This is a genomic window from Streptomyces sp. NPDC005435 (assembly GCF_040703155.1).
Taxonomy (GTDB): Bacteria; Actinomycetota; Actinomycetes; order Streptomycetales; family Streptomycetaceae; genus Streptomyces.
Map to the genome: position 1 here is coordinate 275,532 of NZ_JBEXEQ010000008.1, position 13,616 is coordinate 289,147.

A 13,616-nucleotide genomic window follows, 5' to 3' on the forward strand; every position below is an offset into this window, starting at 1 on the left:
GGGCCATGCGGCGACTGGGCACGGGGATCGGCTGGCGGCCGGAGATCGCGGACGCCGTGGACGCGATGCCGGGGGTCGACTGGGTGGAGGTCGTGGCGGAGAACGTCTGTCCGGGACATCTGCCGGAGGCGCTGGTGCGGCTGCGGGAGCGCGGGGTGACCGTGATTCCGCACGGGGTCTCCCTCGGTCTCGGCGGGGCGGAGCGCCCCGACGCCGGGCGGCTGGCCGCGCTCGCGGAGCGGGTGGCGGCGCTGGGGGCGCCGCTGGTCACCGAGCACATCGCGTTCGTGCGCGCGGGCGGCCCGCTCACCGCGTCCCCGCCGCTGGAGGCCGGACACCTGCTGCCCGTGCCCCGCACCCGCGACGCCCTCGACGTGCTCTGCGAGAACGTGCGCATCGCGCAGGACGCCCTGCCCGTCCCGCTGGCCGTGGAGAACATCGCCGCGCTGTTCGCCTGGCCCGGCGAGGAGCTGACCGAGGGGCAGTTCCTGTACGAACTGGCCGAGCGCACCGGCGTACGGCTGCTCATCGACGTGGCCAACCTGCACACCAACCACGTCAACCGGGGCGAGGACCCGGCGCGGGCGCTCGCGGAACTCCCCGTGGAGGCCATCGCGTACGTCCATGTCGCGGGCGGCTACGAGCGCGACGGCGTCTGGCACGACAGCCACGCGCACCCCGTCCCGGAGCCGGTGCTGGACATCCTCACCGACCTCGCCTCCCGGGTGACGCCGCCCGGCGTGCTCCTGGAGCGGGACGACAACTTCCCCGAACCGGTCGAGCTGGAGCGGGAGTTGACCCGGATCAGGGCCACCGTGGACGCGGCGGAACGGCCCCCCCGGAGCCACGGCACCCCCGCGCCCACCGCGAGCGGCGGGGTGGCCGTGCTGGCCCGCCCCGAGGCCCGTCAGCGCGTCGGCGTCGCCCAGACCGCCGTCCTCTCCGCGCTGGTGGCGGGGACACCGGTGCCCGAGGGGTTCGACCGGGCGCGGATGGGGGTGCAGGCGCGGGCGCTCGCGGCGAAGCGGGCGTCGGTGGTGGCCAAGGTGGCGCCGGAGCTGCCGGAGATCCTCGGGGAGGGGTACCGGGAGGCGTTCCTCGGCTACGCGCGCTCACGCCCGATGCGCGGCGGCTACCGGCAGGACGCGCTGGACTTCGCCGGCCAGCTGCTGAAGACCGGTCACCCGGCGGACGCCCGCGCCCGGCGCCGGCTGCGCGCCTGGTGGCTGGACCGCGTCGGCACGGCACCCCGGGGCGGCGCGGTCCGGCTGCTGCGGCGCGCCCGCGGAGCACTCACGGGCCGCTGACGGCGCGCCGGCACCCGGCCGCTGACCTGCGGGAAAAACGGAACGTCACATACCGCTAACACTCTGTCCCGCATTACGGACAAGCCATGGCGCTCACCCTGCGTACTGGCATAGAAACACTCCATGTTCTGGGTCCTTCTCCTGCTCCTGGCCTGGGGTTTCTCCGGTTTCGCGTGCGCCAGGCTGTGCCTGGCCGCCGGACGCCAGGGGACCACCGAGCGCACCGCCGCGACGGCGGACGACGGCCGCGATCTGACGCTGTACGAGGCCGCGTACCTCTCCGGCGGCCCCGCGCGCGTCGCGGATCTGGCGATGGTGCGCATGGCCCGCCGGCACCGGCTGCTGCTCGCGCACACGGGCTGGGCCACGGTGGTGAACCCGAGCGGTCACGACGAGATGGAACGATTCGTCATAGCCGCCATCGGCCCCGGCGGACAGTCCCGGATCGCGCCCGTACGCACCGCCGCCGCCCGCAGCGAGGCCATACGGCACCTGGGCGACCGGCTGGAGCACGCGGGACTCGCCGTGCCCGCCGGCTCGGGCACCGACGTGGCCTCCGGGGTCCGCCTGGTGCGCGCCGCCGCGCTGGCCGTGCCGGTGCTGGCCGCGACCGCGCTGCTGCTGCCCTCCGACACCGAGCTGTCGTTCCTGATGGTCGGCCTGTGGTTCCTGCTGCCCATGCTCCTGACGCTCGGCTTCCTGCTCATCGCCCGCTTCGAGCTGCGCCCGTACACGCGCTGGGCCTCCCCGGCCGGACAGCGGCTGCTCGTCGCGCTGACGGAACGCCGGGAGCGGCCCGAGGACGACGGTGACGACGACGGCTTCGGCTACGGCTACGGCGCGGACCGCGACGGCGGCGAGACGGGCTTCCTCACCTCCCTCGCCACACGCGGCATCCGCGCCCTGGCCGAGCCCGAACTGCGCGCCGCCTTCAACCACCGCGACCAGCCCTGGCGGGAGTGACCCCGCGGGCGTGAAGGCGCCCGCGCCGGGGGCGTGCGGGGAGCACTGACACCGACACGCCGGACGGTGCTTGCCTCGACGGGCGGCCGCCCGAAACATCCCTCCTGTCGTCGCCGAGCCGTGGCAGTCGGGCCCCGGCGGCCGCGCACCGGAGGAATACGCGATGAGAGCTGCCGCCCTGTACTCGGCCGCCGGGTCCCTGCTGCTGAGCGGACTGACCGGGCTGACCGGGCCGGCCACGGCTCCGGCGGGCAGCACCCCGAACGCCCCGGGCGCCCCCGCCCCTGCCTCCCCCGCCTCCGCCTCCGCCTCCGCCGAGTCACGTGGAGTCGCCCTCGCCGCCGCCCGCGCCAAGACCGCCGGCATCCGCTTCCGCACCTGCCCCGCAGACCGGCAGGCCCCCGACGGCATGCGCTGCGGCACCGTCAGCGTCCCGCTGGACTACGCGCACCCCGACGGCAAGCACCTCACCCTCGCCGTCAGCCGGATGCCCGCCACCCACCGCGATCCGGGGAACAGCAAGCGCCGCGTCCCCCGGCAGGGCGCCCTGGTCTACAACCCCGGCGGCCCCGGCGCCTCAGGACTCGCCTTCCCGGTGATCGGGATCGTCCCCGAGTGGAAGCGGATCGCCGCCGCCTACGACCTGGTCGGCTACGCCCCGCGCGGTGTGGCCCCCTCGGCCCCGCTGTCCTGCGTGAAGCCCGAGCAGTTCTACAAGGCGCCGAGCCCGGCCCCCGTCCACCCCTCGGCGGCGTACAAACGGGAGCGGATCGCCCGCGCGAAGGCGTACGCGCGCGGCTGCGCGGAGCGCTCGGGCAAAGGACTGCGCTTCTTCAACTCCCTGAACAACGCACGGGACTTGGACGTCCTGCGCGCCGCACTCGGCGAGCCGAGGCTGACCTTCATGGGCGCGTCGTACGGCACCTACCTCGGCGCCCTCTACGCCACCCTGTTCCCCGCGCACGTACGGCGCATGGTGCTGGACTCGCCGGTGAACCCCGCCCCGGCGAAGGTCTGGTACCGCGCCAACCTCGACCAGTCGGCCGCGTTCGAGCGCCGCTGGGCCGACTTCCGCGCCTGGGTCGCCCGGCACGACGACGTGTACGGCCTCGGCGCCTCGGCGGCGGCCGTCCAGCGCGCGTACGACACCGCGAGCGCGCGGCTGGCCGCCAAGCCCGCGGGCGGCACGGTCGGCCCCGGCCAGCTGCAGAACACGTTCCTGATGGCCGGGTACTACGACGACTACTGGCCGAGCCGGGCCGAGGCGCTCTCCGCGTACCTGAAGGGCGACGCGGAACCGCTGATCGGGCTGGCCGCGCCGAGCCCGGAGACGGCGAAGGAGGCCGAGAACGGCAGCGCGGTCTACTCGGCCGTCGAGTGCGACGACGCGCCCTGGCCGACGGACTTCGCGCTCTGGGACCGCGACAACACCCGCCTCGCCCGCGTGGCCCCCTTCGAGACCTGGGACAACGTCTGGGCGAACCTGCCGTGCGCCTACTGGCCGGTGCCGCGCCAACGCCCGCTGGACGTACGGACCTCGCCGGGCGCGACCCCGCCCGTGCTGATCCTCGCCGCCGAGCGGGACGCGGCCGCCCCGTACGCGGGGGCGCTGGAGATGGCCCGTCGGCTGGCCGGGTCCACGCTGGTGACCGAGCGGGGCGCGGGGACGCACGGCGTCGGGCCCGGCCCCAACCGTTGCGTCAACGCCCATGTGGACGCGTACCTCCTGGAGGGCCATCTGCCGGGCGCGCGCGCCGCGTGCGCCCCGCGCCCGGAGCCGCGCCCCGCCGAACCGGCGAAGCGCGGCAACACCCCGGACGCCCTCAAGGGCAAGGGCTAGGCGAGCCCGGCGACCAGGTCCGCGACCGACTTGCGGCGCCCGGTGTAGAAGGGCACCTCCTCGCGGACGTGCCGACGGGCCTCGGAGCCGCGCAGATGACGCATGAGGTCGACGATGCGGTACAGCTCGTCGGCCTCGAAGGCGAGCATCCACTCGTAGTCGCCCAGCGAGAAGGAGGCGACGGTGTTGGCGCGCACGTCCGGGAAGCCGCGGGCCATCTTGCCGTGGTCGGCGAGCATGCGGCGGCGGTCCTCGTCGGGCAGCAGGTACCAGTCGTACGACCGCACGAACGGGTAGACGCTCACGTAGTCGCGGGGCGTCTCGTCGGCGAGGAACGCCGGGATGTGCGAGCGGTTGAACTCCGCCGGGCGGTGCAGCGCCATGTTGGACCACACCGGCTCCAGGGCGCGGCCCAGCCGGGTGCGGCGGAAGAGGTTGTACGCCTCCTGGAGCTGGTCGGCGGTCTCGGAGTGCCACCAGATCATCAGGTCGGCGTCCGCGCGCAGGCCGGAGACGTCGTAGGTGCCGCGGACGGTCACGTCCTTGGCGGCGAGCTGGTCGAACAGCTCCTGGACCTCGTCGGCCCAGCCCGCCCGGTCCTCGGGCAGGACGTCCTTCAGCTTGAAGACGGACCACAGGGTGTAACGGATGACCTCGTTGAGGTCCTTGGCCAGCTTGCCCTTGTTCGGGATGCGGGCCGGCTCGGTGGTGGGGGCGTCGTCACTCATGGTCCCTATTCTCCCGCTCCGCCGTGCAGGCTCTGCACCGGGTTGGCGGTCAGCTCGCGCACACCGGTGAGGTCACCGCCGAGCTGGTCGACGGCCGCCTGCGCGCTCGCGATACAGGCCGGGATGCCGACGCCGTCGTACTGCGCGCCGCACACGGCGAGTCCGGGCAGCTTGGCGACGTGCTCGCGGATACGGGCCACGCGCGCGTGGTGGCCGACGGGGTACTGGGGCAGTCCGTCGGTCCAGCGGGTGACGTGGCTCGCGACGGGCGTGGCGTCCACTCCGGTGGCGGCGCACAGATCGTGCCGGGCGATGGCGGTCAGCTCGGCGTCGTCCCGGCCGAGGATCGCGGTCTCGCGGTGCCGGCCGACCGAGGCGCGCACCACGGCCAGCTCCGGGTCCTGCTCCCCGATCCAGCCCCACTTCCGGGAGGCGAAGGTGGCGGCCTTGATGGTGTGGCCGTCGACGGGCGGGACGAGGAAGCCACTCCCCTCGGGAAGCCGCGCGTCCTCGCGCCGGTAGGCGAGGCTGATCAGCGCCATGGAGGCGTACTCGACGGCGGCCAGCTCGGCGGCCGCGCCCGGGGCCTCGGCGCGCAGCAGGTCGGCGGCGGGGGCGGCGGGCACGGCCACGATCACGGCGTCCGCGCGCAGCACCCGGTCCCCGGCGGTGACGCGCCAGCCGGTGCCGTCCCGGCGCAGCTCGCGGGCCGGGATGCCGGTCAGGATCTCGCCGCCGCGCGCCCGTACGGCGTCGGCCACGGCGAGCGGGAGCGTGCCGACACCGCCCTCGATGCCGACGAAGACCGGCCCGGACTGCGGGGCCTGGGCGGCCCTGGCCTGGAGGGCGCGGACGGCGGCGGTGAGGGAGTCGTGGGTGCGGGCGGCCTGGTAGAGCTGCGGGACGGCCGAGCGCATCGACAGGCGGTACGCGTCGCCGGCGTACACCCCGCCGAGCAGCGGCTCGATCATCCGGTCGACGACCTCGCGGCCGAGCCGCGCGGCCACGTACTCGCCCACGGCCACGTCGTCCCCGACCTCGGTGCGCGGCAGCTCGGCGTCCTGCCCGATCCGCGCGAGCCCCTCTTCGGAGAGGATTCCGGCGAGGACGTCGGCGGTGCCGGGGACGCCCATGACGTGTCCCCTGGGCATCGGGCGCAGGCTGTTGCGCGTCCACAGCGAGGCGCTCGCGGTGGCGGGCGTGACGAGCTTCTCGCCGAGCCCGACCTCCCGGGCCAGCGCGACGGCCTCGGGGCGCCGGGCGAGCATCGACTCGGCGCCGAGGTCCATCCGGACGCCCGCGATCTCGCCGGGCAGCAGCTTGCCGCCCACCCGCTCCGCCGCCTCCAGCACCGTCACGCGGGCCCCGCGCTCCACCAGCCGGTACGCGGCCGCCAGCCCGGCGACCCCGGCCCCGACGACCACGACCCGGCCCTCACCCGTTCCACTCATGCCCCCACTCTCTCAAAACCGGCCCCCGCCCCGGCCCCGGGCCACCCTTCCCGGCGGCGGTGCCCACCGGCACGTGCGCGGGATCAGCCGGTGCCGCCGAGTGTGTCGCGGGCCGCCAGCCGGAAGTCCCTGACCGCCTGATAGAGCTCACGCTCCCGTTCGGCGGCGAGGGCGGAGTCCTCGGCCCTGTTCGTGGTGTCGCCCGCGCGGGCGTTCTCGGCCATCCGCCGCACGACCTGGGAGAGGGCGCCGGAGGCCTGGGTGACGCGCTCCGCGACATGGACGACGGCGACCGGGCCTTCGAGGACGACCACCTCGCAGGCCCGGTGGACCTCGCGGGCCAGGGTGACGAACCGGCGTGTCCTGTCCTCGACGTCGGCCGGGTCGGGTTCGGGAGCGCGCAGCGCGGCGAGGACGGCGTCCATCGCGATGTCGCGGTCGTGGAGGGCGCCGAGGTAACCGGCGTACGCGGCGCGGCGGTGCTCACGGGTCCACTGGGCGTGCTGGGACCGCGCCTGCGCACGGCCGCTCACGAGTGCGGCACCGAGGGTGGCGGCGGAGCCGACGGCGGCGCCGAGCAGGGCGGCGAGTCCTGAGTCCATGGGCCTCAGTCTGACGTTCCGTCACCCGTTCGGCGGCGCGTGACCGGGACATGGCGGCGCCGGTGCCCCGCGCGTGTCCGGACCGTGACCGCATCGGGATGCGGGGAGTCCAACGTTCGGGGGCGGTCCGGCGTCCAAGGAGCGTCGGTTGTCGTACACATCGGGGGTAGCCCATGCGCGCATCACGTTCGTACCCGTCCGTCCGGGCCCTGGCGGGGGCCCTGCTCGTGACCTCGCTCGCGCTCACCGGGTGCAGTGCGGCGGGCGGGGGGTCCGCCGCGCGAGGGGACTCCGCCGCGGGCGACAAGTCCGTGGCGGACGGGCCCGTCCAGCGGACCGGCGGGGCGGGCGGGAGCCCGGCCGGCGCCAAGGCCGGGGACCGGCGCGTGCCGCGGCTCACGGAGAGCGCGATCATCCGTACCGCCTCCCTGACCGTCCAGGTGAAGGACGTGCCCGACGCGCTGGACGCGGCCCGTACGACCGTCGCGGACGCGGGCGGGTTCGTCGGGAACGAGACCACCACCCGGGACGCGCGCGGACACGAGCGCACCCGGGTCGTGCTGCGCGTGCCCACCGCGAAGTACGACGAGGTGATGACCGGTCTCCAGGGCGCCGGCAAGCTGCTGGAGCGCAGCGCGAAGGCCGAGGACGTCACCGGTCAGGTGGTGGACGTGGAGAGCCGGATCACGTCGCAGCGGGCGAGCGTGGCCCGGGTGCGGGAGCTGATGGACCGGGCGGAGAAGCTGAGCGATGTCGTCGCCCTGGAGGGCGAGCTGAGCAGCCGCGAGGCCGACCTGGAGTCGCTGCTCGCCCAGCAGGCGTCCCTGAAGGACCGGACGAGCCTGGCGACCATCACCCTCTCGCTGACCACGACACCGGTGCACAAGGCCGCGAAGGACGACGACCCCGGCTTCCTCGACGCCCTCTCCGGCGGCTGGAGCGCCTTCCTCGCGGTCCTGCGCTGGATCACCGTCGTCGTGGGCGCCGTGCTGCCGTTCGCCGTGCCGGCCGCCGTCCTGGCGTTCCTGTGGCTGCGGGTCGTACGGCCCCTGCTGCGCAGGCGGCGGGCCGCGACGACCCCGCCGCGCCCGGAGAGCTGACCGGACGCGCGCCCGCCCCGTAGCGTGTCCGCATGAGCGAGCGTGACGAGCGGGGCGGGGCGGAGCGGCTGGTCGTGATCGGCGGTGACGCGGCCGGGATGGCGGCCGCGTCCCAGGCGCGGCGGCTGCGGACGCCGGAGGAACTGCAGATCGTGGCCTTCGAGCGCGGCCACTTCACCTCCTACTCGGCGTGCGGCATCCCGTACTGGGTGGGCGGCACGGTCACCGGGCGGGACCAGTTGATCGCCCGCACCGCCGAGGAGCACCGCGCCCGTGACATCGGCCTGAGGCTGCGCACCGAGGTCACGGAGATCGACGTTTCCGGCCGCCGGGTCCGCGCGCACGACCTGGACTCCGGCGAGACGTACTGGACCTCGTACGACAAGCTCGTCATCGCCACCGGCGCCCGTCCGGTCCGCCCGGACCTGCCCGGCATCGACGCCGACGGGGTGCACGGGGTGCAGACCCTGGACGACGGGCAGGCGCTGATCGACTCGCTCGCCCGCGCGCGGGGCCGGCGTGCCGTGGTCGTCGGGGCGGGTTACATCGGCGTGGAGATGGCCGAGGCGCTGATCCTGCGGGGCTTCGAGGTGACCGTGGTGGACCGGGGCGAGGAGCCGATGTCCACGCTCGACCCGGACATGGGCCGCCTGGTGCGCAAGGCGATGACGGGCCTCGGCATCACCATGGTGAGCGGCGCCGGGGTCACCGGGGTGCGCACGGACGGCGCGGGCAGGGTGCGCGCGGTGGTCACCTCGGACGCGGAGTACCCCGCCGACGTCGTCGTCCTCGGCATCGGCGTCCGCCCCGAGACCACGCTCGCCCGCGCGGCCGGACTCCCCCTCGGCGCGCGTGGCGGGCTGCTCACCGACCTGGCGATGCGGGTGCGCGGCCACGAGGACATCTGGGCGGGCGGCGACTGCGTCGAGGTGCTGAACCTGGTCTCCGGCCAGGAGCAGTACGTCCCGCTCGGCACCCACGCCAACAAGCACGGCCAGGTCATCGGCACGAACGTGGGCGGCGGTTACGCCACCTTCCCCGGCGTCGTCGGCACGGCGGTCAGCAAGGTCTGCGACCTGGAGATCGCCCGCACCGGCCTGCGCGAGAAGGACGCCGACCGGGCCGGCCTGCGCTACGAGCCGGTCGTCATCGAGTCGACCAGCCGGGCGGGTTACTACCCCGGCGCCGCCCCCATGACGGTCAAGATGCTCGCCGAACGCGACACCGGCCGACTCCTCGGCGTCCAGATCATCGGCGGCGAGGGCGCGGGCAAACGCGTCGACATCGCGGCGGTGGCGCTGACCGCGCGCATGACGGCGGAACAGATGACGGCCCTGGACCTCGGCTACGCCCCACCGTTCTCCCCGGTCTGGGACCCGGTCCTGGTGGCGGCACGCAAGGCGGTGGCGAAGGTGCGCGCGAACCCTTCGCGCCCTCGCGTGATCTCCCACTGAAGTCGGCCGAGGTGATGGTTGTGAACATGATCCCCGTACGTCTGGCACTTGAGGTCGTACGCGATGGCCGCGGGCACTGGGACACGCGGACGATCGACCTGGAACTGGGACGGCGGGGCGCCCGGATAGAAGGTGGAATCCTCGCCGAGCTACGGCGGATCGCCGATGAGGGGCTGATCCAAGAGGACGACGGCGAGCCTCGCGGAACGGGTCCGCGATGGCGCCTGACCGACCGTGGAGCCGCCTTCCTCCGGCGGACCGAGGGCGTGGGCGAGGCCGGGTCCGGCGGATTCAGCCTCCCGGTTGCGGGCAGTACTCCCCCGTGGTCATACCCGTCCATGACGTCAACCCCGCGCGCCGCACCCCCTATGTGACGTACGCGCTCATCGCCGCCAACGTGCTCGTCTTCCTCGTGATGCCCGGTGCCGCCGGGGCGGTCGGGGAGAGTCATCTGGCGCAGCTGTGTCATCTGCACGCCTTCATGGATCATTACGCGGCGATCCCGAAGGAGATGATTCACGGTCAGCTGCCCCGGCTGGTGCCGACCGGGGAAGTGGGGGCGGGCCCGAACGGCCCGGGGTGTGTGGTGGGGCCGGCCGGCTATGACAAGTCCCCGGCGCTGTCGGTGTTCACGTCGATGTTCCTGCACGGCGGCTGGCTGCATCTGCTGGGGAACATGCTGTTCCTGCTGATCTTCGGCAACAACGTCGAGGACCGCATGGGCCACGTGCGCTATCTGCTGTTCTACGTGGTCTGCGGCTACGCGGCCGGCTACGGCTTCGCCCTGCTGAACGCGGACTCCACCGACCCCCTGATCGGCGCCTCGGGGGCCATCGCGGGGGTGCTGGGCGCGTATCTGGTGCTGTATCCGAAGGCCAGGGTATGGGTGCTGGTGCCGTTCCTGGTCTTCCTGCCGCTGCGGCTGCCCGCGTGGCTGGTCCTGGGCTTCTGGTTCGGCCTCCAGGCGGCCTACTCCTCCGGGCACGGCGTCTCCGGAGGCGGCACGGTGGCCTACATGGCGCACGTCGTCGGCTTCGTGGCCGGGATGCTGCCGGCCTGGCCGCTCAAGGCGGGCACCCCGCCCCCGCCGGAGCCGGGCCCGCTGCTGTTCGGCAGGCGGGCGCGGCACCGTCAGGTGTGGTGAGCGCGGGCTCTCGTCAGCGGGCGCTGTGGGTGTGGACGTAGTCCACGAGGTGGGTCAGCGCGTCGGGGTCGGTGCTGGGCATGACGCCGTGACCGAGGTTGAAGACGTGGCCCTCCAGACCGGCGGCCGCGTCGAGCACCTCCTGCGCCTTGGTCTCGACGACCCTGCGCCCGGCGAACAGCACGGTCGGGTCGAGGTTGCCCTGAAGCGCCTTGCCGGGGCCGACGCGGCGCACGGCCTCGTCCAGCGGGACGCGCCAGTCGACGCCGACCACGTCGGCACCCGCGTCGCCCATGAGCTTCAGCAGCTCACCGGTGCCGACGCCGAAGTGGATGCGCGGGACGCCGTAGCCCGCGACGGCGTCGAAGACCTTCGCGGAGGCGGGCAGCACCGAGGCGCGGTAGTCGGCGGGGGCCAGCGCGCCGGCCCAGGAGTCGAAGAGCTGGACCGCCGAGGCACCGGCCTCGATCTGGACCTTGAGGAAGGCGGAGGTGATCTCCGCGAGGCGGTCGAGCAGGTCGGCCCACAGCTCGGGGTCGCCGTACATCATCGCCTTGGCGTTCTCGTACGTACGCGAGGGACCGCCCTCGACCAGGTAGCTCGCGAGGGTGAAGGGGGCGCCCGCGAAGCCGATCAGCGGGGTGCGGCCCAGCTCGCCGGTGAGCATGCCGATGGCCTCGGTGACGTACGGCACGTCGTCGGGGGTGAGGTCGCGCAGCCGGGCGAGGTCGGCGCGGGTGCGCACGGGCTCGGCGACGACCGGGCCGACGCCGGGCTTGATGTCGAGGTCGACGCCGATGGCCTTGAGCGGCACGACGATGTCGCTGAAGAAGATCGCCGCGTCCACGTCGTGCCGGCGCACCGGCTGCAGCGTGATCTCGGTGACGAGATCGGGCCGCATGCAGGACTCCAGCATGGGAATGCCCTCGCGCACCTTGCGGTACTCCGGCAGGGAGCGCCCGGCCTGCCGCATGAACCAGACGGGGGTGTGCGGAACGGCCTCACGCCGGCACGCCCGGAGGAAGGCACTGTCGTACGTCGCTGCGGGCTGCCCGCCGGCGGGGATCGCGTTGGCACTCACCCCGCAAGTCTCGCACGGCCCGCGCAGGGGAAGTGCCGTAGGGCGTGTGTGGGTGTCTTGCCCTGCGGAAAGGTCTCGTTCCCCTTACTCTTCCCCGCATGGCTGCGGCTCAGGGACGACCGTCGGACGGCGGCGGCGCACAGGACGACGCGAAGGACACCGATCGGATGGAGGGCCCGGGGGGCATCGCGGTACCGCAGGCATTCCGGAGCGCGGTCGACGCGCTGCGCGGCGCGCGGCTGCGGCCGCAGGTGGAGGTGGAGCCGACGCCCGCGCCCCAGCGGCTCGCGCCGTTCGCGCACGCGCTGGAGGCGGTGGTGGCCGACGGCGAACAGGAGCTGGCGGACGGCCGGCTGGTGCTGCTGCACGATCCGGCGGGGCACGACGCCTGGCACGGGACGTTCCGTCTGGTGACGCTGGTGCGCGCGGAGCTGGAGGCCGAGATGGCGGCCGATCCGCTGCTGCCGGAGGTGTGCTGGTCGTGGCTGACCGGCGCGCTCCAGGCGCGCGGGCTCACCTACGGCGAGCCGAGCGGCACCGTGACCCGCGCGAGTTCGCACTACTTCGGCGGGCTTGCCGAGCGCCCGGCCGCCTCGCAGATCGAGATCCGCGCCTCCTGGACGCCGCGCGAGGGCCTGGGCGGGGTGCCGGACACCGCCGCGCACCTGGCCGCCTGGTGCGATCTGCTGGCCCAGGTCGGTGGACTGCCCCCGGCGGGCCCCGGCGACGCCTCGGTGGTGACCCTGCCGCAGCGCCGGGGACCGCAGTCCCGCTAGCCTCACCGCCCGCCTACCCGGACACACGATCCGATCAGCGCCCCGCCACCACGGCGGGGCGCTGCTTTGTGATCACTTCACCGACCATCTCTTTGTCGATACGGCCACTTTCCGAACTCGAATGGCACTACCCCGAACCGATTCGATCTTCGGATGATCGACCATGTGTCCGAATCGCACGGTTCACCACTCACTAGATCGTGATCATTCTCTAAAGGCGGACGGGTTTGCTGCCGAAGACGACTGTGACCTTGAAAGCACGGTTCCTCCCGGCTGTCTCCCCACCAGCCGGCCCCGTCCCCCACCCAGGAGGCCTGGTGTCCGTTCTCCTTGAGCAGCCCGCAAGCCTGGTCGCCTACCGCCCGAACAAGCCGACCGCCATGGTGGTCGTGGCCGATCCACGCGTGCGTTCCACCGTCACCCGCCATCTGTGGGCCCTCGGTGTACGCGATGTCATCGAGGCCTCGTCCATCGCGGAGGCTCGTCCCCGCATCGGCAACCCCCGCGACATCTGCGTCGCCGACGTCCACCTGCCCGACGGATCCGGACTGACCCTGCTGTCCGAGACCCGCGCCGCCGGCTGGCCCAACGGGCTGGCCCTGTCCGCCGCCGACGACATCGGCGCCGTCCGCAACGCCCTGGCCGGTGGGGTCAAGGGCTACGTCGTCACCGGCACCCGCACCAACATCGGGCTCCCCACCCGGCCGGGCGCCGCCCCCATCGGTTCCGCCGCCGCCCGTATGCACCGCCGCCCCCCGGGTGCCCCGAGCCACCCGGGTGGCTACCGCGAACTGTCCGGCCGCGAGGTCGAGGTCCTGCGCCTCGTCGCGGAGGGCCAGTCGAACAAGGCGATCGGCGTCTCCATGGGCCTGTCCGCCCTCACCGTGAAGAGCCACCTGGCCCGCATCGCGCGCAAGCTCGGCACGGGCGACCGCGCCGGCATGGTCGCGGTGGCCCTGCGCACCGGCATCATCCACTGACCCCCACCCCTGCCCCGTACGACCCTCCCCCCACACCCTGACCTCGCACGTCACCGGCCCCACCGGCCTCCCCTTCCCGGCGCCCGTCGGCGGAACGTTCACCGCGCAGCTCACCGTCACCGATCCGCCGAGCGGGGACGACGTGGAGCTGGCGCTGCACAAGGAGGCGCGGTGGGAGCCGCCCGAGCTG

At 74.0% G+C, this 13,616-nt stretch carries 12 protein-coding genes; 8 read left to right on the forward strand and 4 right to left on the reverse strand.

Annotation, left to right across the window (positions count from 1 at the left end):
* Positions 1-5: 5 nt before the first annotated feature.
* The 3 genes from AB0898_RS12950 (at position 6) to AB0898_RS12960 (ending at position 4,110) form a co-directional block, all read left to right on the forward strand.
* Complete coding sequence (locus tag AB0898_RS12950; protein ID WP_366802940.1) at positions 6-1,307, forward strand: DUF692 domain-containing protein; 1,302 nt, start codon at positions 6-8, stop codon at positions 1,305-1,307.
* Positions 1,308-1,430: 123 nt separating this feature from the next.
* Positions 1,431-2,270 carry a TIGR04222 domain-containing membrane protein gene (locus AB0898_RS12955; protein ID WP_366802941.1) on the forward strand — a complete coding sequence of 280 codons (840 nt, stop codon included), beginning with the start codon at positions 1,431-1,433 and terminating at the stop codon, positions 2,268-2,270.
* Positions 2,271-2,433: 163 nt separating this feature from the next.
* Positions 2,434-4,110, forward strand: coding sequence for an alpha/beta hydrolase (locus tag AB0898_RS12960; protein WP_366802942.1), 1,677 nt, complete (start codon positions 2,434-2,436; stop codon positions 4,108-4,110).
* On the opposite strand, the gene hemQ is transcribed toward AB0898_RS12960, so the two are convergent.
* The 3 genes from hemQ to AB0898_RS12975 all read right to left on the reverse strand — a co-directional run bounded on the left by hemQ (position 4,107) and on the right by AB0898_RS12975 (position 6,891).
* Positions 4,107-4,838 carry a hydrogen peroxide-dependent heme synthase gene (gene hemQ / locus AB0898_RS12965; protein ID WP_366802943.1) on the reverse strand — a complete coding sequence of 244 codons (732 nt, stop codon included), beginning with the start codon at positions 4,836-4,838 and terminating at the stop codon, positions 4,107-4,109. The two genes, AB0898_RS12960 and hemQ, sit on opposite strands and share 4 nt — an antisense overlap.
* A gap of 5 nt (positions 4,839-4,843) precedes the next feature.
* Positions 4,844-6,289, reverse strand: a complete 1,446-nt coding sequence (hemG, locus tag AB0898_RS12970; protein WP_366802944.1) for a protoporphyrinogen oxidase — start codon at positions 6,287-6,289, stop codon at positions 4,844-4,846.
* Positions 6,290-6,372: 83 nt separating this feature from the next.
* Complete coding sequence (locus AB0898_RS12975; protein ID WP_366802945.1) at positions 6,373-6,891, reverse strand: proline dehydrogenase; 519 nt, start codon at positions 6,889-6,891, stop codon at positions 6,373-6,375.
* Positions 6,892-7,064: 173 nt separating this feature from the next.
* Between AB0898_RS12975 and AB0898_RS12980 the strand changes: the two genes are divergently transcribed.
* The 3 genes from AB0898_RS12980 (at position 7,065) to AB0898_RS12990 (ending at position 10,589) form a co-directional block, all read left to right on the forward strand.
* Entirely contained in the window at positions 7,065-7,991 is a 927-nt protein-coding gene (locus AB0898_RS12980) for a DUF4349 domain-containing protein (protein ID WP_366802946.1), read from the forward strand.
* A 32-nt stretch (positions 7,992-8,023) separates the two neighbouring features.
* Positions 8,024-9,445, forward strand: a complete 1,422-nt coding sequence (locus tag AB0898_RS12985; RefSeq protein ID WP_366802947.1) for an FAD-dependent oxidoreductase — start codon at positions 8,024-8,026, stop codon at positions 9,443-9,445.
* A gap of 322 nt (positions 9,446-9,767) precedes the next feature.
* On the forward strand, positions 9,768-10,589 hold the full coding sequence (locus AB0898_RS12990; protein WP_366802948.1) for a rhomboid family intramembrane serine protease: 822 nt from the start codon (positions 9,768-9,770) through the stop codon (positions 10,587-10,589).
* A gap of 13 nt (positions 10,590-10,602) precedes the next feature.
* On the opposite strand, the gene hemE is transcribed toward AB0898_RS12990, so the two are convergent.
* A complete protein-coding gene (gene hemE, locus AB0898_RS12995; RefSeq protein ID WP_366802949.1) occupies positions 10,603-11,670 on the reverse strand; it encodes a uroporphyrinogen decarboxylase in 1,068 nt (355 codons plus the stop codon).
* A gap of 98 nt (positions 11,671-11,768) precedes the next feature.
* Here hemE and AB0898_RS13000 point away from each other — a divergent pair, with 98 nt between their 5' ends.
* Together AB0898_RS13000 and AB0898_RS13005 are read left to right on the forward strand one after the other, a co-directional pair.
* Positions 11,769-12,446 (forward strand): DUF3000 domain-containing protein, encoded by a 678-nt coding sequence (locus AB0898_RS13000; protein WP_199584893.1) that lies wholly within the window; start codon positions 11,769-11,771, stop codon positions 12,444-12,446.
* A gap of 317 nt (positions 12,447-12,763) precedes the next feature.
* Positions 12,764-13,426 carry a response regulator transcription factor gene (locus AB0898_RS13005; protein WP_123973178.1) on the forward strand — a complete coding sequence of 221 codons (663 nt, stop codon included), beginning with the start codon at positions 12,764-12,766 and terminating at the stop codon, positions 13,424-13,426.
* The last annotated feature ends 190 nt before the right edge of the window (positions 13,427-13,616 follow it).